This window comes from Achromobacter sp. SIMBA_011, from assembly GCF_046535435.1.
In the GTDB taxonomy this organism is placed as follows: Bacteria; Pseudomonadota; Gammaproteobacteria; order Burkholderiales; family Burkholderiaceae_B; genus Achromobacter; species Achromobacter dolens.
Genome location: NZ_JAWRWN010000006.1, coordinates 15612 through 39751, shown reverse-complemented (window position 1 = coordinate 39751; position 24140 = coordinate 15612). Strand labels below are relative to the sequence as shown.

General features: G+C 63.3%; 25 protein-coding genes. 10 read left to right on the top strand and 15 right to left on the bottom strand.

Features of this window, described 5'->3' with window-relative positions:
• Positions 1-49: 49 nt before the first annotated feature.
• The 5 genes from SB816_RS20140 to SB816_RS20120 all read right to left on the bottom strand — a co-directional run bounded on the left by SB816_RS20140 (position 50) and on the right by SB816_RS20120 (position 7399).
• Positions 50-1582 (bottom strand): surface lipoprotein assembly modifier, encoded by a 1533-nt coding sequence (locus tag SB816_RS20140; protein ID WP_410547417.1) that lies wholly within the window; start codon positions 1580-1582, stop codon positions 50-52.
• A 170-nt stretch (positions 1583-1752) separates the two neighbouring features.
• Positions 1753-2643 carry a hypothetical protein gene (locus SB816_RS20135; RefSeq protein WP_064523586.1) on the bottom strand — a complete coding sequence of 297 codons (891 nt, stop codon included), beginning with the start codon at positions 2641-2643 and terminating at the stop codon, positions 1753-1755.
• Between the two features lie 249 nt (positions 2644-2892).
• A complete protein-coding gene (locus SB816_RS20130) occupies positions 2893-5658 on the bottom strand; it encodes a TonB-dependent siderophore receptor (RefSeq protein ID WP_240806401.1) in 2766 nt (921 codons plus the stop codon).
• Between the two features lie 207 nt (positions 5659-5865).
• Entirely contained in the window at positions 5866-6861 is a 996-nt protein-coding gene (locus tag SB816_RS20125) for a FecR domain-containing protein (protein WP_054504023.1), read from the bottom strand.
• Positions 6862-6877: 16 nt separating this feature from the next.
• The gene (locus SB816_RS20120) at positions 6878-7399 is read right to left on the bottom strand and encodes a sigma-70 family RNA polymerase sigma factor (RefSeq protein WP_054504024.1); all 522 of its coding nucleotides are present in this window, start codon (positions 7397-7399) and stop codon (positions 6878-6880) included.
• Between the two features lie 214 nt (positions 7400-7613).
• Here SB816_RS20120 and SB816_RS20115 point away from each other — a divergent pair, with 214 nt between their 5' ends.
• The 7 genes from SB816_RS20115 to SB816_RS20085 all read left to right on the top strand — a co-directional run bounded on the left by SB816_RS20115 (position 7614) and on the right by SB816_RS20085 (position 13384).
• Positions 7614-8198, top strand: coding sequence for a hypothetical protein (locus tag SB816_RS20115; protein WP_410547416.1), 585 nt, complete (start codon positions 7614-7616; stop codon positions 8196-8198).
• 767 nt (positions 8199-8965) lie between these two features.
• The gene (locus SB816_RS20110; protein ID WP_410547415.1) at positions 8966-9247 is read left to right on the top strand and encodes a hypothetical protein; all 282 of its coding nucleotides are present in this window, start codon (positions 8966-8968) and stop codon (positions 9245-9247) included.
• Between the two features lie 132 nt (positions 9248-9379).
• The gene (locus SB816_RS20105; RefSeq protein ID WP_410547414.1) at positions 9380-9619 is read left to right on the top strand and encodes a hypothetical protein; all 240 of its coding nucleotides are present in this window, start codon (positions 9380-9382) and stop codon (positions 9617-9619) included.
• 65 nt (positions 9620-9684) lie between these two features.
• Positions 9685-10251: a hypothetical protein gene (locus SB816_RS20100; protein ID WP_410547413.1), complete on the top strand. Its 567-nt coding sequence runs from the start codon at positions 9685-9687 to the stop codon at positions 10249-10251.
• Positions 10252-10540: 289 nt separating this feature from the next.
• Positions 10541-11491 carry a DUF2332 domain-containing protein gene (locus SB816_RS20095; protein WP_410547412.1) on the top strand — a complete coding sequence of 317 codons (951 nt, stop codon included), beginning with the start codon at positions 10541-10543 and terminating at the stop codon, positions 11489-11491.
• A gap of 183 nt (positions 11492-11674) precedes the next feature.
• The gene (locus SB816_RS20090; protein WP_054504026.1) at positions 11675-12631 is read left to right on the top strand and encodes a DUF2332 domain-containing protein; all 957 of its coding nucleotides are present in this window, start codon (positions 11675-11677) and stop codon (positions 12629-12631) included.
• A 126-nt stretch (positions 12632-12757) separates the two neighbouring features.
• Positions 12758-13384 carry a tyrosine-type recombinase/integrase gene (locus SB816_RS20085; protein ID WP_054485607.1) on the top strand — a complete coding sequence of 209 codons (627 nt, stop codon included), beginning with the start codon at positions 12758-12760 and terminating at the stop codon, positions 13382-13384.
• A gap of 169 nt (positions 13385-13553) precedes the next feature.
• On the opposite strand, the gene SB816_RS20080 is transcribed toward SB816_RS20085, so the two are convergent.
• Positions 13554-14000, bottom strand: a complete 447-nt coding sequence (locus SB816_RS20080; RefSeq protein WP_029580638.1) for a carboxymuconolactone decarboxylase family protein — start codon at positions 13998-14000, stop codon at positions 13554-13556.
• Positions 14001-14156: 156 nt separating this feature from the next.
• Between SB816_RS20080 and SB816_RS20075 the strand changes: the two genes are divergently transcribed.
• Positions 14157-15575 (top strand): PLP-dependent aminotransferase family protein, encoded by a 1419-nt coding sequence (locus SB816_RS20075; RefSeq protein ID WP_045953178.1) that lies wholly within the window; start codon positions 14157-14159, stop codon positions 15573-15575.
• 220 nt (positions 15576-15795) lie between these two features.
• On the opposite strand, the gene SB816_RS20070 is transcribed toward SB816_RS20075, so the two are convergent.
• The gene (locus tag SB816_RS20070) at positions 15796-15996 is read right to left on the bottom strand and encodes a hypothetical protein (RefSeq protein WP_054485608.1); all 201 of its coding nucleotides are present in this window, start codon (positions 15994-15996) and stop codon (positions 15796-15798) included.
• A gap of 319 nt (positions 15997-16315) precedes the next feature.
• Here SB816_RS20070 and SB816_RS20065 point away from each other — a divergent pair, with 319 nt between their 5' ends.
• A complete protein-coding gene (locus tag SB816_RS20065) occupies positions 16316-16627 on the top strand; it encodes a hypothetical protein (RefSeq protein ID WP_410547411.1) in 312 nt (103 codons plus the stop codon).
• Between the two features lie 231 nt (positions 16628-16858).
• Here SB816_RS20065 and SB816_RS20060 read toward each other — a convergent pair whose 3' ends face one another.
• Entirely contained in the window at positions 16859-17722 is an 864-nt protein-coding gene (locus SB816_RS20060; protein ID WP_410547410.1) for a pirin family protein, read from the bottom strand.
• A 252-nt stretch (positions 17723-17974) separates the two neighbouring features.
• Here SB816_RS20060 and SB816_RS20055 point away from each other — a divergent pair, with 252 nt between their 5' ends.
• Positions 17975-18517 (top strand): DNA-deoxyinosine glycosylase, encoded by a 543-nt coding sequence (locus SB816_RS20055; RefSeq protein ID WP_054504027.1) that lies wholly within the window; start codon positions 17975-17977, stop codon positions 18515-18517.
• Positions 18518-18635: 118 nt separating this feature from the next.
• Here the strand turns inward: SB816_RS20055 and ccmI are convergent, their stop codons facing one another.
• The 7 genes from ccmI to ccmC are packed head-to-tail and all read right to left on the bottom strand — an operon-like array spanning position 18636 to position 24130.
• Positions 18636-19613 carry a c-type cytochrome biogenesis protein CcmI gene (gene ccmI, locus SB816_RS20050; RefSeq protein WP_410547409.1) on the bottom strand — a complete coding sequence of 326 codons (978 nt, stop codon included), beginning with the start codon at positions 19611-19613 and terminating at the stop codon, positions 18636-18638.
• On the bottom strand, positions 19610-20173 hold the full coding sequence (locus SB816_RS20045; protein ID WP_410547408.1) for a cytochrome c-type biogenesis protein: 564 nt from the start codon (positions 20171-20173) through the stop codon (positions 19610-19612). The genes ccmI and SB816_RS20045 overlap by 4 nt, the downstream gene beginning before the upstream one ends.
• Complete coding sequence (locus SB816_RS20040) at positions 20163-20696, bottom strand: DsbE family thiol:disulfide interchange protein (protein ID WP_395757620.1); 534 nt, start codon at positions 20694-20696, stop codon at positions 20163-20165. Before SB816_RS20040 ends, SB816_RS20045 begins: the two co-directional genes overlap by 11 nt.
• Positions 20693-22684, bottom strand: a complete 1992-nt coding sequence (locus tag SB816_RS20035) for a heme lyase CcmF/NrfE family subunit (RefSeq protein ID WP_410547407.1) — start codon at positions 22682-22684, stop codon at positions 20693-20695. Before SB816_RS20035 ends, SB816_RS20040 begins: the two co-directional genes overlap by 4 nt.
• Entirely contained in the window at positions 22681-23130 is a 450-nt protein-coding gene (ccmE, locus tag SB816_RS20030) for a cytochrome c maturation protein CcmE (protein WP_410547406.1), read from the bottom strand. Before ccmE ends, SB816_RS20035 begins: the two co-directional genes overlap by 4 nt.
• Positions 23127-23336 (bottom strand): heme exporter protein CcmD, encoded by a 210-nt coding sequence (gene ccmD / locus SB816_RS20025; RefSeq protein WP_233639507.1) that lies wholly within the window; start codon positions 23334-23336, stop codon positions 23127-23129. Before ccmD ends, ccmE begins: the two co-directional genes overlap by 4 nt.
• Complete coding sequence (ccmC, locus tag SB816_RS20020) at positions 23333-24130, bottom strand: heme ABC transporter permease CcmC (protein ID WP_410547405.1); 798 nt, start codon at positions 24128-24130, stop codon at positions 23333-23335. Before ccmC ends, ccmD begins: the two co-directional genes overlap by 4 nt.
• Positions 24131-24140: the final 10 nt, after the last annotated feature.

The following is a 24140-nucleotide window of genomic DNA, read 5'->3' as shown; positions in this document are numbered from 1 at the left end:
AGCGTGAGCGTGGACGGATTGTTGCCCTGGTCGCCGACACGGATGCTGTTTAGAACCGCCTCTCCAGCATCAAGCTGACCTCGGTCCGGTCCCGCGCATACATGGGCAGATTGCTGGTGATCTTGAGGTAGCTGAGGTTCAGCTTCGGCTCCATCCCGGCTATCTTGAGGTCCGGCCTCCAGACCGAGGCGTCCACGCGCAGTTCATGATCGCGCCGCCGCTGGTTCAGGAACAGGGCGTAGGGCGCCTCATACGCCTGGCGGCCATAGCGGGCGCTCAAGCGCGTGGCCAACATTTGCCTGAAGGTCTTGACCACGCCCAGCTGCGCCCAGGGAAAGCGATAGGTGTATTCGCCCGCCGCCACCGCCTCGCGCTGCAGCCCGACGCTGGCGTAAGCCAACAGCGCTGGCGAGAACACGCGGATGGCCGTCAGCGACAGCACGTCCAGATGGCCGTCATAGGCGGCATAGGCCCGATCATCATAGCCGCGCTTGAGCCACAGCCAGGCCCCCATCAACTGCCACCCCGGCGTTGGCCGCCACCCGTACTCCAGGCTCAAGCCGCGGTTGTGGCTATAGCGCCGGCTGCCCATCCAGCTGCGGCCCGCCTGGGGCGTCGCCGCAAACCATCGCGTGGCGTCCTGCCACTTGTAGCCGCCGCGCAAGGTCAGGGAGCGGTCGCTGTAGTCGCGTTGCACGCGATACGCGGTGCCGTCGATATCCGCGCCCAGCGTGTAGTAGTGATGCCCGCCGAGATTGCGTTCGACATTGGCGCTGCTGCTGTATTTCAACCCCCAATCCGCCTTGGGCAACGCGTTGCGGCCCTTCGCGAACGGCACCCACAAGGGACCTTGCCGTGTCGCGACCGGCAGGTACAGCATCGGGTCGCGGTTGGCTGAATTGACGTTGTTGCTGTAGACCGCGCCGGCGCCCAGGCGGAAATTCCAGCGGCGCTGCTGTGCCAATGCCTGACGGTAAAGCATGACGCTGTGCTGCGCCGCCGGCTCCAGCGACCCCAGCCGCAGATCGGCCAGCTCGGCGTCGGACTGCCGGAATTGGCGATCCTCCATCAGCATGGTGGCCAGTTCCAGCCGCACGTAGCCCAGGTCGGGATGCTGCGCCACCAGTTGGCGGTACAACGCGATGGCCTCGGCCAGCCGCCCGTCGTGGCGCAGCAGCGCGCCATGCACGTAGTCGCGCAGGATCGGATCGACGCCGGCCATCCAGGGGTAGAAGCGCATCACCCGACGCAGGGTGCTCCAGTCCTCTTGCAACATCGCCTGGTTGAGGATGCGTTCGGTCAGCTTGAGGTCGTCGGCCAGGTCCTGGTCGGTCAGTTCGACGGGGGGCTGGGCTGGTTGGGTGGGCTGGCGGTGCGTGATGGCGGGCGTGGGGCGAGGGGGAGGGGGGAGCGTCGGGGTGTCCGGCTCCAGGGGGCGGACGGGAGCGGGCAGGACGGCGGGTGACGGCGTGGCGGGTTGGGCCTGGAGCGTAAGCGGGTAGCCCGTGACCAACAGGCTGATGACGATTGCCGTGAACAGTGAATGACGGCGAGAGGGGTTGGACCAGAGAGGGTGCGGCACGGGTCTTCCGGATGCGGCGGCTTGAATAGGCAAAAGGACTGCAGGGGAATCCCTGCAGTCCGTGACGGGAGCGATCGCAATTCAATGGCGGCCAATATCAAATAGCAGTCCGATTTGGGTCGCTATCTATTTGATGTTGAAGAGATATTGCTCCGCCCTTCTGGTAGCGATTACTGTTTTGCGCCGATGACCGCGACGGAGCCGACGCGGTCAGGCAGACCGTTGATGGCGCCTGCGATTTCCGCGCCGTTGGGGCCGAAGAGCGTCAGGTCATATTCCGGCTTCGCTACGAGACCACCGATTTCCTTCCACGCGTCGGGATTGCTGACGTCGTTCGTGGTGATAGTCACGTCTCCGGCGAAGACCAGACCGTTGCCGGTCGCATCCAAAGCCGTCGGATCCAGCTTGCCGTTATTGATGTTGAAGACAATGTCCTTGCCGGTCGAGGATATCTTGGCAGGAATCTTGATCTCGTCCAACGAGAATGACCCCTGGCCCGTGGCGGAGCTGGGGCCCGTTACCGTGACCTGGTAATCGAACATGCCACGCGGGAAGTTCGAGAAGGTCACTCCGGCGTAGTTGTAGGTGCCATTTACCAGCGTGTCCGGCGCGGTCTGCTCGCCGACGATGCTCTTGACGAAGTGGCGGCCCACTGTGCCACGTGCAAGGTTGACCACCGCCGCCGAGTAGTTCTGGCGGTAGACGCGGTATACCACCGGAGACTTGACGCCGGCGGCCGCGGAATTGTCATTGGAGGTCAGGCTCAGATCATCGTTGCGACCTGTGCCTGCGGGGCCGTTCTTGCCGTACAGGGTGAAGGCTTGCAGGGAGTTCAGATCGAATACGTTGGAAATGCCTGTGCTGGCCTGAGTCGGAACGGCCGCGGAAGTGGAGGGACCGTAGGTCTGACCGTTGTAATTGAACGAGCCCTGGTAAACGACATTTGCTTGTTCTTCCAGGTTGCTGGGTTGGTCGAGGTCCAATTGGTTCCAGCCTGCGGAGGCGACGCCGGCGGATCCGGTCATCAGCAAGGCAGCGGAAAGTGAGGCGAGTTTGCGCATGGTCGTGTCCTTGAAAAGGGATGATGAACGATCCCCAGTGGCAACAAGGGTTGATTTTTGGGGACCTGGGTGAACCCGGCAGCCAGCGTTGTCGCCAGGACTGGGACCTGATCGGCTAGGATCCACACATCTAGGAGGACACGCGACCAGTGGTGAAAGTGCACGCCGTGTGGCAAACCCATGCAGCCTTTCGTCCGATTCGGTTATATGCGGCAGAGGACGGCTGCGCGTCGGATGATCCGGATACCTTCACAAGCGGTAGCTCAAGGTCAGCAACGCATTCCGTGGCGGTGCTGAATTAAAGGAGCGTTCATGCTGGTAGTAGACCTTGTCGAATATGTTGTTGACGTTCAGTTGCATGCTGAAGTGCCGGTCGATCTGGTAGCGCGCCATTAGGTCGACGACGTAGTAGGCGTCCTGTCGCATCAGGTAGTCCTGCTTGCGGTGCTCTAAGTCCATGGGAATCCAGGCGGACTGTGTGCGGCTCTGCCAGCGCACGCCCGCGCCCATGGTCAGGCGTTTGACGCGATAGGTGGTGAACAACTTGAAGGATTGTTCGGGCGCGCGATAGCTGCCGGTCAGGTCGTCAACCGCCGAAAACATGATCTCCCCCTTGAATGGCGGCAGGACCTGTTTTTGTTTGACGTAGCCCACGGCGATATTCCAGTCTTTCGTGATAGCGCCGGTGGCATTGAATTCCCATCCATAGACGCGCCAGCCGTTGTTGTCAGTAGTCGGGGCGTTGGGGTCGTAGCTTTGAAAGGGAAAGTCCTTTTGTGTCATCCTGAAGTAGGATGCTGCGATATTGAGGCGTTCGTCGAAAAATGCGCCTTTGAGGCCTCCCTCCTCGGTGATCGAGCGCACCGGGGGGAGGTAATCGCCGGTAATGGCGTTGGTGCCACCGTTTGAACCGTTATAGACGGGGTCGCGCACGTAGGACGTTGTATAGCTGCCGTAGGCATTGATCTGCGGCGTCAGTTCGACGATCAGACCGCCATAGGGCAGGAACTTCGGGCGCATGGTGGGGTTGGTGGAATTGGGAAGGAAGTGGGTGGAGTTGCAGTGGTCGACTAGACAGTCGGTGTCGACATGGTCCGTCTCCACATCCTTGGCCCAACGCCCGCCCAGAATGAGATGAACGCGCGAAATCGGTCGCAAATGGCTGCTGAAGTAGTACCCGGTTTGCCGGCGCTTGGTGATATATCGTTCCCTGGCGCTGTACATGTCCCTGCGGGAGCCGGCCAACTCTGATTCCTCGGGAAGGCGAGCGGTCCAGCCTTTGATGGGAATTGCACCTATCGACGTGCGGTCCATGGGCGACCTCGGTGGGAGGCAAGAGCGATTGCGGCGGCCACATGACTCGAAAGCGAGTAGGGGGTATTCCGCCGTCCCGAAGGAATCATAGCCACCGTAGACCATGTGATTCACGTTATAGGCATTGGCGCCCACGACGAATTCCTGGTCTCGGCCGAATGCCTCAATACGGCCTTTCAGGTGAACATCCACGGCATTGACGATGTTCTCTTGATGGTCGCGTTTGGCAACGTAGCTGGCCAACCCCGCTTGGGGCACGTAATAGCGGGATCCCATTTCCCCGTACAACTGGTCGTCCATGTTGCTGGCATGGTTGTAGCTGGCCTTGAATGACCAGTCGTCGTTGAAATCATGGTCCCAGGTGAGAAACAGATTGGTGTAATTACGATGGGTGTGTGACCAAGGGGTTGCGTTATTGAAGCCGCGCGAGACGCCTCTGGTTGGCAATACGCTGTCGCCTGGTGGCAGGTCGCGTATGCCCTCCGGTAGAAATTCTTTTTCTCCAGGCCGGAATCTGTTGTTTGACACTTCCGAATACCTCGCCAAGCCATGCGGCGAGGCCCCGTCCAGCTTGAAGTCGAATTGCGTCACGCCGGCGCTGATGCGGTTGTTCTCCGTCACATCCAATTGCCCGATCAGCGACACCGCGCCTCGATTGCTCTTGACCCGCTCGACCCAGTGATTACCCTTTTGCATGGCTGCCGCCAGCCGCACCCGGAACCGGTCGTTGACCGGCGTGGAGAGGTCCAGCTCGGCGCGGCGATTATTCCAGCTGCCGTATTTCAAATTCGCCGACAGGTGACGATCCAGGTAGGGATACTTGCGCACGAAGTTCAGGCTGGCCGACGCATCGCCTTCGCCGCCGGTCAGGCTGTTGGAGCCGCGGATCACATCGATGCGCTCGTACAGAAAGGAATCCTGCAGCCCGATGTTGCCGTTGGCGGAGCCGGACAGTATGTAGCTGCTGGCCATGACGCCATCCAGTTGCACCGAAGTGACCGGAAAAGTCCGTGAATAGACAGGTTGGTTCCCGGCGCCCGCCACGCCGGCGGTAATCAGTGTGATGCCTGGCGTCTGGTCCAGCACTTCACTGACCGTCAACAACCCCTGATCCTGAATCTGCTGCGCCGTGAACGTGGTGATGCTCTGCGGCGTTTCCTTTGGCGCCAGGTCTAGCTTGGTGGCGCTGGACGTGCTGCTGACGGTGTAGCCCCGGTTGGGCGCGTCGCCTTCGCGGTAGCCGCTGACGGTGACGGCGTTCAGCTGGGTCACATCGGTGGCGTCCTCGCCTGCCGCCTTCGGCAAGCCGCGCAGCATGTAGCGCCCCGGCGCACGCGCCACCGCTTCGAATCCGCTGCCTTGGAGGATGCGGCGGAAACCCGCCTCCACCTCAACACTTCCCCGCAACCCGGCGGATTCCTTTCCCGCAAGCAGCGAGGCGTCGAACGACAGGCTGACGTCGACCGCCTGCGCGTACTGGTTCAGCACCGTGGTCAGCGGACCGGCCGGGATGTCCACCTGCAAGGTGCTGGCGGCGAGGGCTGCCGAGGGCGTTTGCGCGTGGGCGGCGCGCAGCGGCGTGAAGGCGGCCAACAGGCATATGAGCGTGAGATTCAGCGTGAACTGGCGCGCGCCCGGCGCGGCAGGGTGCGAGGAGCGGCCAGGCGCGCAGGCCGGTGAAGTGGAGGGGTGATCGTGCATGGACATATCGCGGCATAGTGATTGAACGGGAAGCGAGGCCATGGCCGGAACCGGTTCGGTTCGCGTCCATGGCGAGCGCCATCGTCATTGAGGACACGCGACGTACTACGAAAGTGCAAATGCGATTTAAAAAAATACTTATGTGATCGCTTTTACGCTTGACCCGTGGCGTCGGGCACGAGGCCGCCGCCTGCGCCACCGCCCCGGCTACGCCCCTGGGCGCGCCAGCACCGTCACCCAGTAGCGCGTATGCCGCCGCACCTGCACAGGGAAACTGTCCGAGATTGCTTCCAGCGCCTCGTCGGTGTCCCGCAATGAGAAGACCCCGGAGACCTTCAGATCGGCCACCGCCGGATCGCACCGCAGAATGCCGGGCCGATAACGCGCCAGTTCGGCGACGACCTCGGCCAGTGGCCGATCCTCTACAACCAGACGGCCATGCAGCCAAGCCTGCGCATCCAAGGACGCGGCGCCCACCGGCCCCGCGCCGTCGGCATCGAACGACACCGCCTGACCGGCGCGCAGCAGCACCGCAGGGATGCGGATCGAAGGGTGATTCTGCGTCTGGCCAGGCAGGATGGTGGCCGAATGTTGCAACACCTGCACCCGCGTGTCGCGGGTATCCAGCCGCACCGTGAAGCGGGCCTCCTGCGGCAGGATGTCGCCATGCGGCGTGCTGACGACGAACGGGCGCGGCATGGCCCGCGAGGTCTGGTCCTGATGGACCTGCATCAGGATCTCGCCGGCACGCAGCACCACCCGACGCCGCGCGTCGCTGAAATCCAGCGTCACGCGGGTGGCGGTGTTTAGATAGAGCTGCGAGCCGTCGTCCAGTTGAAATTGGCGCAGCTCGCCGGTCGCGGTCTGCCAGATGTCCGACTCCCCTGACCGCATGACGCCATAGGTGCCGGTGGCCAGCAGGCCCATCCCCATCAACGACAGCAGGCTGCGGCGCTGCGCGCGCCGGCGCGCGGACGGGGTGAGCACGGCCGTGGCGACATTAGCCGGCACGCGGCTGAAGGCGCCCCGCATCTTCTGCAGCCGTTCCCAGGCCTGGCGATGCGTCGGGCTGGCGTCGAGCCAGGCCTGCCAGTCAACGCGATCGCGCGGCGTCGCGTCTTCGGCCATGAGGCAGGCAAACCAGCGGGCGGCTTCGTGTACGGCCGATTCCTCGGCGGACGACGGCGGGCGGGACTCGGCCATGCAACCTGCCGGGGGATCAGAAGGCCGCCAGGCAGCAGTGCGCCATGGCGCGCGCGATGTAGTTCTTCACCGTGCGCAGCGAGACATTCAGATTCACGGCGATCTGCGTGTAGGGCAACCCCTGGAACTGCGATAGCACCAGGGCCTGCCGCACCTTCGGGTCGAGGCCGTCGAGCATGCGATCGAACTCGAACAACGCCTCGCGCACCAGGGCCTGGGTTTCGAGGGAAGGCACCTGTTGCGAAGGCAGGGAGGCCAGGACTTCGAGATAGGCGATTTCCAGCGCCTGCCGCCGGTAGAAATTGGCCACCAGCCGTCCGGCCACGGTAGCCAGATAGGCGCGCGGTTCGCGCAGGGGGGATGTGTCGATGTGGAGGGGAGTGGCGGCGCACAGCACGCGGACGAAAGTGTCCTGGGTCAGATCGTCGGCGTCTTCGGCGCGGCGGACTTTAGTGCGAAGCCAGTTGCGCAGCCAACCGTGATGCTCGCGGTATAGGCCACCGACCTGGTGGGCGGTGGGGGCGAGGCACTTTTTCATGGTGGGGACGGCGGGGGATGAAGTGCGAATGGGAAGTGTTTTGTTTTTATAGTCGATGGGGTAGGGGGATGGGCGGGGGGCTGGGGGAAATCGGGTTTGTCTGAGGTGGGAGGGCGGCGTCTCGGCGCTGGTCGGGCGAGCGCTTGGTCACCTTAATGTAGGTCACTCATGTGACTTAGCAAGGTTCTACTCCGTCCAGGAGCGGTGATTCGACGTGTCGCCGAAGATCGACGAAAATCACCTCGACCAATGCAAGTTGGAACGACTACCTATGCCACATGTGACCGATATTTTTTCCGACTGCAAATACCTCTATCTCGATAAAATGTTTGAACCGGCCGAAAATCAGCTGACAATGCGAGTGCTTGAGGCTACAGATGGCGGTCCGGTACGTACGGCGATTCTTGATGCGGAACCACTTGAACCCGTGAAGGCGATTCTCGATCGGGCGAAGACGATCGAGCATTGCAACGGTTGCCGTATCTTTGACATCACGTGGCGTAGCTACGTCGGCTATTCCGTGCTTAATGAAAGCTTCGCGCTGCCGGAGCCGAAGACTTCAATTGGCATCGGTCGTGTTTTCGTTGAATATCAGTCGTCGACCTACTTGGAGTATCTAAAGCGAGCGTCGTGGGCTTGTGCCGACTATCCTGGTCCATACAGGCATTGGGCTGCCCTTTGTCTAAATCATATTGTTGACGTCGCCTCTGTGGATGAGCCGACAATCACAGTTTCGGTTGCGCAAACTAACCAGAGCGGCTCCTCTGGCAACTTCAGCGTGTCGGAAAAACGAGGCTGAAATGACGCTCAGGGCCTTCCGAGCGATTGGGGAAATGCGCTCGAGGAATGGCCGCTTTCGGCTTTATCGCAAGACCGTTTCGGGTCGTTCTCGGCCTTTCGGCGAGGACGGCTCGCGGCCAAGAGTAGTCATTCCATCATTGGTCTTTGGATTACTTGCAACGAGCTCCAGTTTCGAAATTTTTAGGTTTACCTAAAGCGTTTACTTGCGATTGCTCACTCTCAGAATTGCGGATAGATTAATTTTTATGAGAACGATGATCCCATTTTTTTCTATCGTCTAAATTTAGTTTGGCAACTTCGAGACCCAATCCCGCGATGGAACAGTTAAGAGACTACTCTGATGAACGATTACTCTTGGGCTGCATTTACTGCGGGGCCCAAGACAACACTCGCGAACATGTGCCTTCCCGTGTATTGCTAGACAAACCATACCCGGAGAATCTTCCCGTCGTCGGCGCTTGTCATCCTTGCAACAATGGGTTCTCCAAAGACGAAGAGTACGTTGCATGTCTTATTGAGTCGGTCATTGCTGGCTCGACAGAGCCAGCAAAAGTCCGACGCCCCTCCATTGCGACCTTGTTAGAGAAATCCGCCGGTCTACGGGCGCGCATTGAAGCATCTAAGACTTGCGATGGCAGCAAAATCATATTTGAAGTTGAGCACGATAGAGTACGTCGCGTTCTTCTAAAGCTGGCTAGGTGCCACGCTGCCTACGAATTAAAGCAGGAGTGTCGCGAAGAGCCAACGTCAATCTGGTGGCAGCCCATGGCGCTGCTTACTGAGCAATTCTTGGAAGAGTTCAATGCTCCGCATGTGATTCAGACATACGGAGAGATTGGCTCTAGGGGCATGCAGCGTTTGTGCGTTGCAGAGATCAAACTAGCAGACCCCAATGGCGAGGAGCGTATTTTTCATATGATTCTCAACGATTGGGTGGATGTGCAGGAAGGGCGCTATAGGTTTCAAGCCATTGATGATGGCGGCATCGTCCGCATCAAAATTGTTATTGGCGAGTACTTGGCCTGTGAGGCCATCTGGGAACTTTAGAATGCAAAGCATCAACTGTCTTAATTTCAATAGCAAAGTTACCTAACTGGCGGTTTAACGCGGACAAAAATGCACCCCATTTGTGCCGGTTAACCTTGGCGTTAGAATCTAGTTAATTTTTAGGAGAACAAAATGCAATGTCCTGGAGATAAGCGCCCGATCGTGGCGCAGTTCGATGATGATCCTGACACTTTTTGGAAAGATTTTGCAGCGGCGAATCCAAACAAGAAAGATATCGCCCTGAGAATGCATTTCGACGACAAGTACGGCAATTGCTTTGCCTCTTCCGTCGGAAGTCATAGCGCCAACACTTCTTTTAAATTACCGTCAGAGAAAAAAGCCGCTTTGCGCATGTGCTTATTAAAGCCGTAACTTCTAACAAGGCATCCAAGCGGATGGGCTTTGCCAGCCGCTTAACTTGATCGTTGAGCACACACATGGCTTCACCGAACATTGAAGTTGCAAACGACTTTTTCCATGACTGCTTGGATTTCCTTCATCGGTACAGGCTGACTGGCGATGCTTTCTGCGCAATCAAGTCCAAGCGACTTAAGCTTTTTCTAGATCTGCGTATGGCTGCTGAGTGCGTGCTCAAGGCTGTAGCTGCTTACCACCTTGCGCCAGACACGAGTAGAGAAGCCGCCATTCTCCATGTCGAACGCTTCAGTCACAAAATTGCCAAACTGGCAGTTGACACGAAGGCTCGCCTAGAGCCAGAGCCCTGGGCTAGTCTTGAGCCATTCATCGAAAAGCTTGAGGCCTTGCCTGTTGGCCTTCGATATCGGCTTGATGGCAGTGACTTTCGAGAGTTGAATGAAGAGTTCTACTACGAAACAGTTGGGTCTGATGAATGGCTCGATCAGTTATATAGTGCTGTCAAGTTGGTAGCTGACTCGCTAAATGCGAAGCTTCAAAGCCATTCACGTGTCATATCCGGCACTGAGCTACTCAAAGAAATCCTCAAGCCCGCGCATAACAAGTACGCCAAGAAGTCCAATCACTGAGCCAAGCACAACGCCTATAACTGGTCGGTCAAGCTGACGCCAACGCTGGTCATGGCTTCGCCATCTTTATGGCCACTGTTGGTTTGGTGTCCTTCGTACCTACGGTGCTGCTCCGGCGCCGCTTGTGGATGTCTGCTCTGGGTCGTCATCGGCCGGCGATCCAGGGCGGCATACGGCCAGGAGCGGTCATAATGCAACGTCAAGTCCAACAGCTAGCTGCTTAGTAGCATGACTGACTTCCGCGAGCGGTGCTACTCAGCCGGGACTCATCTGCGTTAGGGGGGATGGCATGGATCGGATTGCTAACCGCTACTTGAGGTTTGCAAAGATCGAGGCGGCGGGTCGCTCGCCGTTGTATGAAAAATGGGCATTGCATGTTGCGAATTCGTTTGACGCACTGGCGTTTTTACAGGGTCTGCCTGTAGATAAACAGCAACCAAACCTGCTGTTTGCAGCGTTCCGGCATACCGTAGGTGCGCCTAGCTCGACTGCGGAATTCGATGCAGGCTTGGCGCAACATGGCGACGCCATCCGGGCTCTCATGTTGGCGCGTTCCACGCAGACCAACGAACCAGGGCGCTGTGCGGTATTGCTGCCCGCTCTCGCTTCGATCGCAGGCAAGATAGCGCTCATCGAGGTCGGGGCCTCCGCAGGGCTGTGCCTGCTGATGGACAAATACGGCTACGACTGGGGTTCCCAACGCCTGGTTCCGTGTCGAGACGATTCGGGCTATCCGGTATTCCCTTGTGAGGTCACCGGCGCGGGTCCGCTCCCCCACACCTATCCTGAAATCGTGTGGAGGGCTGGACTGGACCCAATCGATGTTCACTGCGACGAAGATAGGAAGTGGCTTGAAGACTTGGTGTGGCCCGAGGATGGCAATCGACTCGCACGCCTTCAGTCGGCGCTGCGGATCTGCGGACGCGAGCCGCCACAGATCGTCCAGGGCGATCTGCTGCGGGATCTTGCTTCCTTAATCGAAAAGGCTCCGGCGGAAGCGACCGTGGTTGTGTATCACTCCGCTGTTCTGAACTACGTTATGGACCAGGCGCTGCGCAATGAATTTGCACGCAACATGTTGGCCTCGCGTTGCATCTGGATCAGCAATGAAAGTCCATTGGTATTTCCGCAGTTCTTGCCCGCGGCCACGCCGCAACCGTCCGGCATGTTCCTGTTATGTACCAATGGCCATGCGTCGGCCTGGACGGATCCGCATGGTGGCGCGTTGCAATGGCTGTGATCCAACGCTTTCTTTGCTAACCGCCATCGGAATCTTCGAAATGTAGAGACGAGAGGCCACTTTGGGTCGGCAGCGGCCTTCATAATGCAACGTCAGCATCCAATAGCTGGCTGTTTGGTAGCATGACTGATCTCCGCGAGCGGTGCTCATCAGCCGAGACTCATCTGCGTAATAGGGGATGGCATGGATCCGATAGCTGACCGCTACTCGAGGTTTGCAAAGATCGAGGCGGCGGGTCGCTCGCCCTTGTATGAAAAATGGGCTTTGCATGTAGCGAATTCGTTTGAAGCACTGGCGTTTTTACGGGGTCTGCCTGTAGATAAACAGCAACCCAACCTGCTGTTCGCCGCGTTCCGGCATACCGTAGGCGCGCCCGCATCGACTTCGGAATTCGATGCAGGCCTGGCGCAACATGGCGGCGCCATCCGAGCTCTTATGCTGGCTCGTTCCACGCAGACGAACGAACCAGGGCGCTGTGCGGTGTTGTTGCCCGCACTCGCTTCAATCAGGGGCAAGATAGCGCTCATCGAAGTGGGGGCCTCTGCAGGGCTGTGCCTGCTAATGGACAAATACGGCTACGACTGGGGTTCCCAACGCCTGGTTCCGTGTCGAGACGATACGGACCATCCGGTATTCCCCTGTGAGGTCACCGGCGCGGGCTCGCTCCCCCACACCTATCCTGAAATTGTGTGGAGGGCTGGACTAGACCTGAGCCCAATCGACGTCCACTGCAACGAGGATAGGAAGTGGCTTGAGGACTTGGTGTGGCCCGAGGACGGCAATCGGCTCGGACGCCTTCAGTCTGCGCTGCAGATCTGCAGACGCGAGCCGCCTCAGATTGTCCGGGGCGATTTGCTGCGGGATCTTACTTCCCTGATCGAACAGGCTCCGGCGGAAGCGACGGTGGTTGTGTATCACTCCGCTGTTCTGAACTACGTCATGGACCAAGAACTGCGTAATGAATTTGCACGCAACATGTTGGCCTCGCGTTGCGTCTGGATCAGCAATGAAAGTCCATTGGTATTTCCACAGTTCTTGCCCGCGGCCACGCCGCAACCGTCCGGCATGTTCCTGTTATGTGCCAATGGCCATGCGTTGGCCTGGACGGATCCGCATGGTGCCGCGCTGCAATGGCTGTGATCCAGCGCTTCCTTTGCTGCCAGCCCGCGGAATCTTCGGCATGCAGATACGAGAGACCACTTTGGGTCGGATAGCGACCCTCCATAGGAGCACACTGAATCTCCCTTTACGCGAAAGGAGATTGTCATGGAATCCGAGAATGTCAGCGTTGGCCGTCGTGTGCCATGGAACAAGGGCAAACTCACCGGGCAGAAGCCACCTCTAAAGCTAGGAGAAATTTGGGCAATCCGAACGAGACTGGAGATGGCGTCGAACGTCCGGGAACTCGCAATGTTCAATCTCGCAATCGATAGCAAGCTTCGAGCGTGCGATCTCACGCGATTGCAGGTGCAGGACATCCGTCACGGAAGCCACATGGCCGCGAGAGCCACCGTCATGCAACAAAAGACCCGGCGTCCGGTGCAATTCGAGATCACGGAGCAAACCCGTGAGAGCGTTGAAGCATGGATCGAGGCGCGAGGCCTAAAGGCGGCGGATTTTCTGTTTCCGAGCCGCTTGCATACGTCGCCGCATCTGTCGACGCGGCAGTACGCCCGGATTGTGCACCGCTGGGTCGCATCGATTGGCCTCGACGATACCGCGTATGGCACCCACACTATGCGCCGTACAAAAGCCTCGCTGATCTACCGCCGGACGAAGAATCTTCGGGCCGTACAGCTGCTGCTCGGGCATACGAAGCTGGAAAGCACAGTTCGCTATCTCGGCATCGAGGTCGACGATGCTCTTGAGATGGCAGAGCAAACCGAGGTTTGATGCATCCCGGCCGGCGAGCGGTCGCTTGCCGGCCAGAAGCAGACGCTCGCAGGCGATTTTCCAAAGCTGCCCTCCGCGCAGCTCAGACTGAAATGCATCATCGACGCCTAGGATTCTGCAATCTTCGAGCCCGTGAAGCATCACTTCCAATCTGCGTGTGGAAACCATATCACGACTGGGCAGCGACAGGAACTCGAAATGGCGCTCCCAGCCGATTGAACGCGTTCATTGCGGCGATCGTGATCGTGAGATCAACCAGATCCTTGGGCGCGAATTGTGCCGAGGCGGCGGCATACGCTTCATCAGACGCGTGCGTCTCGCTGACACGGGTCACCTCTTCAGCCCAGGCTAGCGCGGCGCGCTCCTGCTCAGAGAACAAATGGTGCACCTCGTCCCATACCGGTACCAAACTGATCTTGTCGATCGACATGGTTTTTCTTAGATCGCGACTATGCATATCGATGCAGTGTGCGCAGCCATTGATTTGCGAAACGCGGAGGAACACGAGGTGCACGAGTTCCTCCGGAAGGTTCGTCCTCCTCGTGACATAGTGGTGGATACCGAAAAGTGCCTTTGCGCCTTCAGGTGCGATCTCTTGCCAGTTCAAACGGGTCATCACAGTCCTTTGCTGTTGTTTATGATTGTCGGATCGCGGCCAGCGCGCCCCGAAGGCCGCCTATCGACTTCGACCGCGATCCATGACATAAGCAGACGTTACTCCACCGGCTGTTGGAGAAACAGGCCCAAAAACTGCCGAAACGACTGACCCAAGATGACTGACTTAAGTACGTTCGATGCACTGTCGATTCAGGTGGACCGAGCCGCCGTCGCGGCAATCGGCGAGCAGATCCATGCGAGCCTGCGACAGGCGATCCTCGACGGCCGGCTTGCGCCAGGACAGCGTTTGCCTTCCGGTCGAGACCTCGCCGCGCAGCTTGGTGTCGCGCGCGGCACAATCCGCGTGGCATACGATCGGCTAATCGCCGAGAACCTGGTATTCGGTGCCGGCCCCGCTGGAACGCGCGTAAGCGCTCGGCCGCCTACCATCGAAGCGGTCGACGACTTGCCAATCGACGGACCTTTGGCGGCTTTCAACCGTCCATTTTCGAGCGCCCCACGGCCCTTCCAAATGGGCGTACCCGCTCATGACGCTTTTCCAGCCAAGCTGTGGGCCCGCATGCGAGCGCGTGCCCTACGCGACGACGCGAGCACTAACACGGCCTACGCTGACCCGCGAGGCGAACCCGTGCTGCGGGCCCAGATCGCGAGCCACCTTGCCATCAGCCGACAAATGCAATGCCATCCCGATCAAATCATCGTCACCGGTGGATACCGGCAGGGCCTGCTGCTTGCCCTCACGGCGCTACGCGCCCAAGGGCGCAAGGCGTGGATCGAAGAGCCAGGTTATCCGCTGGGAAGGCGCGGGCTCGAGCTAATCGGCGCCACGCTCGAACCTGTGGCTGTTGACGCCGAGGGGCTGCGCGTGGACGATGGCATCGCCCGGGCCCCAGACGCCATGCTGGCACTGGTCACCCCAGGCCAACACGCACCGCTAGGCGTGACCCTATCGCGCGCACGAAGACACGCCTTGCTCGACTGGGCGGCGTCAAGTGGCGCCTGGATCATCGAAGATGACTATCTTGGGGAACTTCAGCTCGACGGTAGGGCTGCACCGGCCCTTGCCTCAGGCGCAGGCGCCGAGCGTGTGATCCACATCGGGTCGTTCAGCAAAACGCTCAGTCCGACGCTCGGCCTCGGTTTCGTCGTCGCCCCACGTTCGCTGGCGGAACGTCTGGTCGAGGTTGCCGCCGTGTTGGCCCCGGCTCCGAACCGGATCACCCAGTTGGCTGTTATGGAGTTTCTATCCAATGGGCACTTCCTGCGGCACCTGCGGCAGATGAAGGCTCTCTATGCCGAGCGCCGCAACCTCGCGCTAACGCATGTAAATAGGCTTCTGCCGGGCACGCTGGCGGCTGGCCTGGGCGTGATCGCACCGCTGCCACAGATTGCCGACGACATCGCCGTGGTGCGTATCGCCCGCGCACATGGCCTCGCGCCCTCGGCGCTCTCCGCTTGGCACCTTAGCCGCGGGTACGCTCAACGTGGCTTGCTACTCAGCGTGACGAACCTGCACCCCCACAACATAGAAACCGCATGCGTGACGCTTGCAAGAATCGTTGCGTCTCATTGAATCCTGGACCGCATATCCCCGTGGATCATGCACGCGGCGTCGGAGCGTCCGGTTCTCGCGGAAACTGACGTCCGCGGTCGTCGGCGAAGTTCCGCCGACGGCCAGGAGCCGCCGTTCGCGGACGGTATAGCAAAGCATCGCGCTCTCGCGGCCCCGCGCGGCCGGATTTGCGGCACCCACCCGGACAGTGAAACCTGCCTTACGCAGCAGCGCGTCGCCTTCAAATCGCATAAATGCCGTTGTCTCGCCCCGACGCCTGCTCGAACGCTCGCGCCGTCTCGTCGGGTATTTCCATGCCGATCACGTCGTATTTCCACCCTCGCCTCGGCGGCCATGGCACATCGATCAATGCGAGCTGCCGCTTTTTATAGCCACCTTTGGGGGTTTGCCACTGCAGCAGCCAATCGTCGGTGATGGTCATATCGGCACTCCTCGAAAGTGAGCGCACAGGTTCTTATGGTGCTTCTTCTCTGGGCACATGAGGCCCGCTCCTGATATGGATTCTCCGTCGGGTCTGTGGGCGCGTCAACAGCCCGCTTGCCATGCCTGGACGCGAGGCTGTTTGAAAGGCAGCCTGAAGCCGGGGTGCCTGCCAGATAAAGAACTGCCGATTGGCCGCTTCGGGTGGGAAGCGGTCGGACGTCTCGAGGTACTTCCGCCAAGGCTACGGCCACCTTCAGCGAACCAAATCTCAATTTGGACGAAATTCGACAGCTCAACTCTGATTACCCGGAGGCGCCGTGCGCGACATCCAAATCCGCAAGCTAAGTCTCAAGTCCGTGTTCAAGCTCATCGCCATAGGGCAGTACCTCGCTTGGATCCCGTTCTCGATCCTGTGCGCCATCGGCACTTTCTTCGGCTTGGGCTCGATCCAATGGAACGGCCGCGTCCTGGAGGGTCTTGATGCGCTATTGATTAGCCCGGTGATCGGTTTCATCATCGCCACCGGCATCACGCTGGTCGTAGGCACGAGCACCACCGTGGGGCTGTGGCTTTGGTCCAAGCTGCGCCCGCTCAACCTGCGTTTCAAGGACGTCGATCCAGCCACATGAACCGCATCTCGGGTCCGCTGGCGCACTGCGTCCGCCTGCCCTCAAAACCCGCGCCTTGTTATTTTTCAAATTGAGTGACCAAATTCCAAGTCCGTTGAACTTCAACAGTCGGTTTAGGGTCGTAACGCGACTCCCACGCCACTCCGTTGCCCAACAAAAAGCCGCGTTCCCCAACCCAGGAAACGCGGCCTCATCCAGCAGGACCGACCAGCTAACGCCGGTCCCGCCCCTTTAATGCATCTGCCCATACTTCCCGGCATTGAAGTCCTGGATCGCCTCGACGATCTCCGCCTGCGAATTCATCACAAACGGCCCGTATCCCACCACCGGCTCGTCGATCGGCTCGCCGCTCAACACCAGGAACACGGCGTCGTTGTTGGCTTCGACCGTGATCTCGTCGCCAACCTGCGAGAACAGCGTCAGTTGCGCGTCGCGCGCCACCGCTTCGCCGTTGACCAGCACCGTGCCGCGCAGCATCACCAGCATGCTGTTGCGGCCCGCCGGGATCGCGAAGGTCGCGGTCTTGCCGGCGGCCAGGCGCACGTCCCACACGTCGATCGGCGTGAAGGTGCGCGCCGGGCCGGTCTGGCCGCCGTAGCTGCCGGCGATGACGCGCAGCGAGCCGGCATCGCCGGGCAGCGACACCACCGGGATATCCGCGTTCAGCAGGCTCTGGTAGCCGGCCGGCGCCTTCTTGTCCTTGGCCGGCAGGTTGACCCACAACTGCACCATCTCCAGCTCGCCGCCCTGGCGAGTGAACGCGGGGGAGTGGAACTCTTCATGCAGGATGCCCGAGGCGGCCGTCATCCACTGCACGTCGCCGGGCCCGATGACGCCGCCGTTGCCGGTGGAGTCGCGGTGCTCGACCTCGCCGCTGTAGACGATGGTCACGGTTTCGAAGCCGCGGTGCGGATGCTGGCCGACGCCGCGCGGTTGCGTGGCCGGCGCGAATTGCGCCGGGCCGGCGTAGTCCAGGAGCAGGAACGGGCTGACGTTCTTGCCCTTGTCGTTGTACGAGAACATCGAGCGCACCGGAAAGCCGTCGCCCACCCAGTGGGGACGCGGGCTGGCATGCACACCCAGAATCTTCTTCATGATCGTCATTCCTGTTGCGCGGCCCCTGCGGGGCCGTTCGTCATACCTGTCAAGATAAGGGCGGGAGGCCGCTTTCGGTAGTCCCCGCCATTGATAAGCACTGTTCCAGGAATAGGACACTGATAGCGCCAGACCTGGGCTGGTGTTGCCAGTGAGGCACGCGCGGAGCCGGGAGGATTCCGGGCCCGGACCCGTTCCGGTGGCCGGCGCGGGCGGCGGCGGAAGGCCCGCGAACCCGGGTATTCTTGCGCCATGCAACGAATTGCCGATACCACCGTGGCCGACCGTTATGCCCACGTCCAGGGCTTCGCCCCGGTTGCCGCCGCCGACGCCCGCATCCTGGTGCTGGGCTCCATGCCCGGCGTCGCCTCGCTGCGGCAGGCGCGTTATTACGCCCATCCGCGCAACGCCTTCTGGCCCATCGCGGGCCAGGTGCTGGGGTTCGATCCCGCCGCCGACTACCCGCGGCGCCTGCAAGCGCTGCGATTCGCCGGCGTCGCGCTCTGGGACGTGCTGCAGGCCTGCGAACGGCCGGGCAGCCTGGATGCGGACATCCGCGGCGATACCCTGGTGCCCAACGACTTCGCGGCGTTCCTGTTGGCGCATCCGCGCCTGGTGCGGGTCTGCTTCAACGGCGCCAAGGCGGCCAGCCTCTACCGCCGCCATGTGTTGCCGCGCCTGCCGGCGCGGCCGCTGGAATACGTCGACCTGCCATCCACCAGCCCGGCCCACGCGGCCGCGTCGTTCGAGAAGAAGCTGGCCGCCTGGCGCGAGGCGTTGACGGTGCCTGCCTGATCCTGCGCCCGGGCGCTGGCGTCGCCCGGGCAGCGACGCACGGCGGGAGATCTCGCGCCGAAGGGGCAACGGGAACAGCGGGAGGCGGGCGTGGATTGGCCGTGAGGAATGCGGACGGTCAATCCTGCCGGCCGCGGCCGCCACTGGCGCGAGCCCCCGGCGGGAAGGCGGGGCCTTCCGCGCCGGCCGCCGCGCGATCAGCCGCTGTACGATCAGCCGCTCCACCCTCGGCCGCCGCACCCTCGGCCGCCCGGCGGGCCTGCGCCAGGCTGGCCTGGACCTGCTCGTGGACGGGGCCATCCGGGTCGACCAGCGGCAGGAGGCGTTCCCAGGCGTCGATGGCCCCGTGGAAGTCGCCGCGAAAAAACGCGCTGGTGCCTGCCAGGGCCAGGCCTTTCACGTCGTCGGGCGCAAGCGCCAGCAGCCGGCCGATCAGGCGGTCGGGTTCGCCCGAAAAATCCCCGTCCGCCGCGGTGGCCAGGAGGTCGGCCCAGTCCGCCAGCACGCCGGGATCCTGCGGCGCCCGGGCGCCCACGCGCGCCCAGGTTGCCGCGCCGCCGGCGAAATCCCCCAGCGTGGCGTAGGTGTGGGCCAATGTCATCCAGCCCTCGGTGTCGTCCGGGTGGGCCTGCAGGTGCTGGATCAAGCCGGCCAGCCGTTCGGCCATGGGATCGCCGGCGTCGTGCCCGGCGCTGGCGGAGGGCGACGCGTGCGGGTCGGCGTCTGCCGGCGTCAGGGCCGCCGGGTTGCCGAGCGCGGCGTACAGGCCGACGCTGATCGCGCCCAGCCCCAAGGCCACCGCCAGGGCCCAACGGGGCGCGGGCCGGGTATCGAGGCGGTCCGGCGCCGCGCATCCTTCCCGCAGGGCGCGCCGCTCGATCTCGGCGCGCGCCTGGGCATAGTGGTCCGGTGCGAGGCGCCCGCTGGCATGGTCGGCCTGCAATTGCGCCAATTGTTCGCGCAGCACCGCCAGGGATGCCTGCGCCTGGGGCGAGCCGCCGCGGCGGCCGGCGGCCTGCGGCGCCAACAGGGGCGGCAGCACGAACAGCAGGGCGACGGCGACCATGCCGGCCGCGAGGATCCCGAACAGGGTCATGGGGCGCGCTCCCCGCCGGCGGCGAACGGCGCGGCGTCTTGCGGGGGCTCGGCCAGCAGGGCCCGGGCCGCCTGCGCTTGCGGCGCGGGCAAGGGCGGCTCCGGCGCGCGGGCATGGCGCCGCAGGCGCCACAGCAGGCCGCCCATGGCGCCGGCGAGCAGCACGCCGGGCCCGATCCACAGCAGCGCGGTGCGGGCTTTCAGCGGCGGGCGATAGAGCACGTAGTCGCCATAGCGCGATACCAGGAACTGGCGCACCTGGACCTCGTCCTGACCCGAGCGGAACAGGCGACGCACTTCGTCGCGCAGGTCGCGCGCCAGCGGCGCGCGCGAGTCCGCCAGGGATTCGTTCTGGCACACCAGGCAGCGCAGGTCGCGCGTGAAGGCCTGGACGTGCGCTTCCAGGGCGGGGTCGGACGCGGCGGCGGGCGCCTCGCCGGCCACGGCCCGGGCCGCAATGAATAGCGCCAGCGCGATGCCGCGGCCGGTCGCGTGCCAACCGCTGGCCACGGCGGTGCGTCCTATCGTGGGGCGAGGCTGGCGGGGGATGTCAGGGTTCATTCAGCGCCTCCCGCGCCCGGGGGATCAGGATATTGTCGAGCACGTCCTGCGTGACCGGCCCGACGTGCTTGTAGCGGATGACGCCCTGGGCGTCGATGAGAAAGGTCTCGGGCACGCCGTACACGCCATAGTCGATGCCGAGTTTGCCGCGCGGGTCGAGCACCGTGGCGGTGTAGGGGTTGCCCAGGCGCGCCAGCCATTCGCGCGCCGCGCTGTCTTCATCCTTGTAGTCCAGCCCGACGATGGCAATGCGGCCTTCGCGGGCGGCGCGCAGCAGCACGGGGTGTTCGACGCGGCAGGCGACGCACCAACTGGCCCAGACGTTGAGCAGCCAGACCCGGCCGCGCATGTCGTCCAGCCCGAACTGGCTTCCCGGCGCGTCCAGCCGCGCCAGCGTGAAGGGCGGCGCGGGCTGGCGCACCAGGGGCGAGGGCAGCTCGCGCGGGTCCAGGCCCAGGCCGATTGCAAGCATGACCGCCAGCCCGAGGAACAACAGCAGGGGCACGAGGGATCGTAGTTTCATGGCTGTTCGCTTTGAGGCGGCCGGCCGTGGCCCGTGGGCGCGGCGTCGCGCCGCGAAGCCGGCTTGCGGTAGCGGCGGTCGGCGGCGGCGGCCAGGCCGCCGAGGATCATCAGCGCGCAGCCGGCCCAGATCCAACTGATGAACGGCTTGTGGAACAGGTTCACGATCCAGCCGCCGTCGGGCAGGCTTTCGCCCAGCGCGGTGTAGAGATCGCGCAAGGGGCCGACGTCGATGGCCGATTGCGTCATCGGCATCGCCTGGGTCACGTAGTGGCGGGTCTCCGGCCGCAGCGTGGCGACATGCCTGCCCCCGCGCGCGACGTCGAGGGTGGCGCGCGCGGCGATCCAGTTGGGGCCGGCGACCTGCTCGACGCCGCCGAAGGTGAAGGCGTACCCGGCCAGATGGGCTGTCTGGCCGGGCAGCATGCGCACGTCGAGCTGTGACTGGAAGCTGTTGACCATGGTGACGCCGATGATGAACACGCCCAGTCCCAGATGCGCCAGCCACATGCCCCACCAGCTCCCGGGGATGCCGCGCAGGCGGGTGGCGATGTCGGTCCGCCCGCCGCCGCGCAGGCGCTCCGCCAGCAAGTGCAGGCTGCCCAGCACGATCCAGGCCGCCAGCGCCAGGCCCAGGCAGGCGCGCCAGGTGAAGTGCCCGAGCCCGTAGCCCAGCGCCGGGCCCAGCAGCGCGCTGGCGAGCGCGGCCGGCCCCAGGCGGCGCGCCAGCCGTTGCCAGGTGTCGGCCTTCCAGCGCGCCACGGCGCCGGGCACCAGCAGCGCGAGCACCGGCGTCATCAACGGCACGAAGGTGGTGTCGAAGTAGGGCGGTCCCACCGAAATCTTGCCCAGGCCCAGGGCGTCGAGCAACAGCGGGTAGAGGGTGCCGAGCAGCACCGCCGCGCAGGCCACGGACAGCAGCGCGTTGTTGGCCAGCAAGGCGGCGTCGCGCGATACCAATTGGAAGTGGCCGCCGCCCTGCAGCCGCGGGGCGCGCCAGGCGTATAGCAACAGCGATGCGCCCACCACCGTCACCAGCAGGCACAGGATGAACACGCCGCGCGCCGGGTCGGTGGCGAAGGCGTGCACCGAGGTGACGACGCCGGATCGCACCAGGAACGTGCCCAGCAGCGATAGCGAGAAGGTGCCGATCGCCAGCAGCACGGTCCAGCCGCGGAACGCGCCGCGCTTTTCGGTCACGGCCAGCGAGTGGATCAGCGCGGTGCCCAGCAGCCACGGCATGAACGAGGCGTTCTCGACCGGATCCCAGAACCACCAGCCGCCCCAGCCCAGCTCGTAATAGGCCCAGCTCGATCCCACCGCGATGCCGGCGGTCAGCAGCACCCAGGCGGCCACGGTCCAGGGCCGCGACCAGCGCGCCCAGGCGGCATCCAGGCGTCCCGTCATCAGGGCCGCGATGGCAAAGGCGAAGGCGATGCTGAAGCCCACGTAGCCCAGGTACAGCAAGGGCGGGTGGATGATCATGCCGGGGTCCTGCAACAGCGGGTTCAGGTCGCGGCCCTCGCGCGCCGCGGGCAGCAGGCGGGCGAAGGGGTTGGAGGTCAGCAGCGTGAAGGCGGTGAAGCCCGCGCCGACCGCGCCGAGCACGCCCAGGACCCGCGCCGTGAAGGCCTCGGGCAGCCCGCGGCTCCAGCGCGTCACCGCCACCGTCCACAGTGACAGCGAAACGATCCACAACAACATGGAGCCCTCGTGGTTGCCCCAGACCGCGGTGATCCGGTAGATCAGCGGCGTGCGGCTGTGGCTGTTGTCCGCCACCAGCCGCACGGAGAAATCATTGGCGATGAACAGCAGGTGCAGGCAGGCGTATGACAGCAGCACGAACAGCAGTTGCCCGCGCGCGGCGCCGCGGCCGACCGCCATCAGGGCCGCGCGGCCGCGCCAGGCGCCATACAGCGGCACGATGGCCTGCACCAGCGCCAGCGCGAAGCCAAGCACCAGGGAAAAGTGGCCGACTTCGGCGATCATGGCCGCACCGTCCCGCCGGCGTCGTGGGCGCGCGCGATGGCGTCGCGCACTTCGATCGGCGTGTAGTTCTCGTCATGGCGGGCCAGCACGCTGGTCGCGGTGAACACGCCGTCGGCGTCCAGCGTGCCCTGCGCCACCACGCCCGTGCCTTCGCGGAACAGGTCGGGCAGGGCGCCGCGATACACCACGGGGACCTCGTGGGCGGTGTCGGTGACGATGAAGCGCACGCCCAGGCCGTCGGCCTCGCGTTGCAGCGAGCCGGCCAGCACCATGCCGCCGACGCGGAACAGCCGCTGCCGCGGCGCCTCGCCGCGCGCGATTTCGCTGGGCGTGTGAAAGAACACCAGGTTCTGGCGCATGGCCGTCAGGATCAGGGCGGCTGCCGCGCTCAGCAGCGCGACCGCACAGAGCAGCAGGAGCAGGCGCCGGCGGCGGGGGGTGGTCATGCCGGTCCTCCGTCGTGTGATTGCTGCCTGGCCGTGGGATTGGCGCTAGCCAGCGCCGCCAGGCGCCGCAGCGCGCGCCGCCGCCGCCGGGCCAGCGACACGCATTCGGCCAGCACCAGCAGGGCCAGCATGCCGTAGCTGCTCCAGACGAAGGCGCCGCGCCCGCCCATGTGCCAGAACGCGGCCCAGGACTGCCAGTGCATCATGCCGGCTCCTTGCGCATCGCCGTCTCGCGGCGCGCCAGCTCGCGCACCCAGCCGGCCGGCCACTCCCGCTCCAGCATCATGACGCGCGCGCGCGCCAGCGCGACGGCGGCGGTGTAGGCCCACGCGGCCAGGGCCATGAGCAGCATGGCGGCCAGCATGGTCGCCGCCATGGACGGCGCGCGCGTCAGGCTGACCGAAGCGCCCTGGTGCAGCGTGCTCCACCAGGACACCGAGAAATAGATGACCGGTACGTTGATGGCGCCCACCAGGGCCACCAGCGCCCCGGCGCGGTCGCCGCGATGGGGATCGACGGTCAGGGCGGTCAGCGCCAGGTAACCCAGGTACAGGAACCCCAGGATCAGTTGCGAGGTGAGCCGCGCGTCCCAGACCCAGTAAGCGCCCCAGGTTGGCCGGCCCCATAGCGCGCCGCTCCAGAGCGCGATGAAGCAGAACAGCGCGCCGGTGGGAGCCAGCGCGCGCGCCATGATGAACGACAGGCGGGTGCGCAGGATCAGGCCGAGCGCGGACCAGAACGCCATCAGCAGATAGATGAACAGCGACATCCACGCGGCGGCGACGTGGATGAAGATGATGCGGTAGACCTCGCCCTGGGTGGCATCGGTGGGCGCGACGAAGAAGCCGATCGCCAGGCCGCATGCGCCAAGCAGGATGGCGAGCCCGCCACACCAGGGAACCAGCCTGCCCGCCAGCGGATAAAAGGCCTGTGGCGCGGCGTACCGCAGCAGACGGGTGGCGCGGCGGGCGGGTGGCGCGGGGGGCGGGAGGACAGGCATGGGAGGCATC

What these genes read in the sequence shown, in the direction of transcription:
- SB816_RS20135 (WP_064523586.1), bottom strand. Translation starts at nt 2,643, where the DNA reads ATGCGCAAACTCGCCTCACTTTCCGCTGCCTTGCTGATGACCGGATCC.
- SB816_RS20130 (WP_240806401.1), bottom strand. Translation starts at nt 5,658, where the DNA reads ATGCACGATCACCCCTCCACTTCACCGGCCTGCGCGCCTGGCCGCTCC.
- SB816_RS20125 (WP_054504023.1), bottom strand. Translation starts at nt 6,861, where the DNA reads ATGGCCGAGTCCCGCCCGCCGTCGTCCGCCGAGGAATCGGCCGTACAC.
- SB816_RS20120 (WP_054504024.1), bottom strand. Translation starts at nt 7,399, where the DNA reads ATGAAAAAGTGCCTCGCCCCCACCGCCCACCAGGTCGGTGGCCTATAC.
- SB816_RS20110 (WP_410547415.1), top strand. Translation starts at nt 8,966, where the DNA reads ATGGCGCTGCTTACTGAGCAATTCTTGGAAGAGTTCAATGCTCCGCAT.
- SB816_RS20105 (WP_410547414.1), top strand. Translation starts at nt 9,380, where the DNA reads ATGCAATGTCCTGGAGATAAGCGCCCGATCGTGGCGCAGTTCGATGAT.
- SB816_RS20100 (WP_410547413.1), top strand. Translation starts at nt 9,685, where the DNA reads ATGGCTTCACCGAACATTGAAGTTGCAAACGACTTTTTCCATGACTGC.
- SB816_RS20095 (WP_410547412.1), top strand. Translation starts at nt 10,541, where the DNA reads ATGGATCGGATTGCTAACCGCTACTTGAGGTTTGCAAAGATCGAGGCG.
- SB816_RS20090 (WP_054504026.1), top strand. Translation starts at nt 11,675, where the DNA reads ATGGATCCGATAGCTGACCGCTACTCGAGGTTTGCAAAGATCGAGGCG.
- SB816_RS20085 (WP_054485607.1), top strand. Translation starts at nt 12,758, where the DNA reads ATGGAATCCGAGAATGTCAGCGTTGGCCGTCGTGTGCCATGGAACAAG.
- SB816_RS20080 (WP_029580638.1), bottom strand. Translation starts at nt 14,000, where the DNA reads ATGACCCGTTTGAACTGGCAAGAGATCGCACCTGAAGGCGCAAAGGCA.
- SB816_RS20075 (WP_045953178.1), top strand. Translation starts at nt 14,157, where the DNA reads ATGACTGACTTAAGTACGTTCGATGCACTGTCGATTCAGGTGGACCGA.
- SB816_RS20070 (WP_054485608.1), bottom strand. Translation starts at nt 15,996, where the DNA reads ATGACCATCACCGACGATTGGCTGCTGCAGTGGCAAACCCCCAAAGGT.
- SB816_RS20060 (WP_410547410.1), bottom strand. Translation starts at nt 17,722, where the DNA reads ATGAAGAAGATTCTGGGTGTGCATGCCAGCCCGCGTCCCCACTGGGTG.
- SB816_RS20055 (WP_054504027.1), top strand. Translation starts at nt 17,975, where the DNA reads ATGCAACGAATTGCCGATACCACCGTGGCCGACCGTTATGCCCACGTC.
- ccmI (WP_410547409.1), bottom strand. Translation starts at nt 19,613, where the DNA reads ATGACCCTGTTCGGGATCCTCGCGGCCGGCATGGTCGCCGTCGCCCTG.
- SB816_RS20045 (WP_410547408.1), bottom strand. Translation starts at nt 20,173, where the DNA reads ATGAACCCTGACATCCCCCGCCAGCCTCGCCCCACGATAGGACGCACC.
- SB816_RS20040 (WP_395757620.1), bottom strand. Translation starts at nt 20,696, where the DNA reads ATGAAACTACGATCCCTCGTGCCCCTGCTGTTGTTCCTCGGGCTGGCG.
- SB816_RS20035 (WP_410547407.1), bottom strand. Translation starts at nt 22,684, where the DNA reads ATGATCGCCGAAGTCGGCCACTTTTCCCTGGTGCTTGGCTTCGCGCTG.
- ccmE (WP_410547406.1), bottom strand. Translation starts at nt 23,130, where the DNA reads ATGACCACCCCCCGCCGCCGGCGCCTGCTCCTGCTGCTCTGTGCGGTC.
- ccmD (WP_233639507.1), bottom strand. Translation starts at nt 23,336, where the DNA reads ATGATGCACTGGCAGTCCTGGGCCGCGTTCTGGCACATGGGCGGGCGC.
- ccmC (WP_410547405.1), bottom strand. Translation starts at nt 24,130, where the DNA reads ATGCCTGTCCTCCCGCCCCCCGCGCCACCCGCCCGCCGCGCCACCCGT.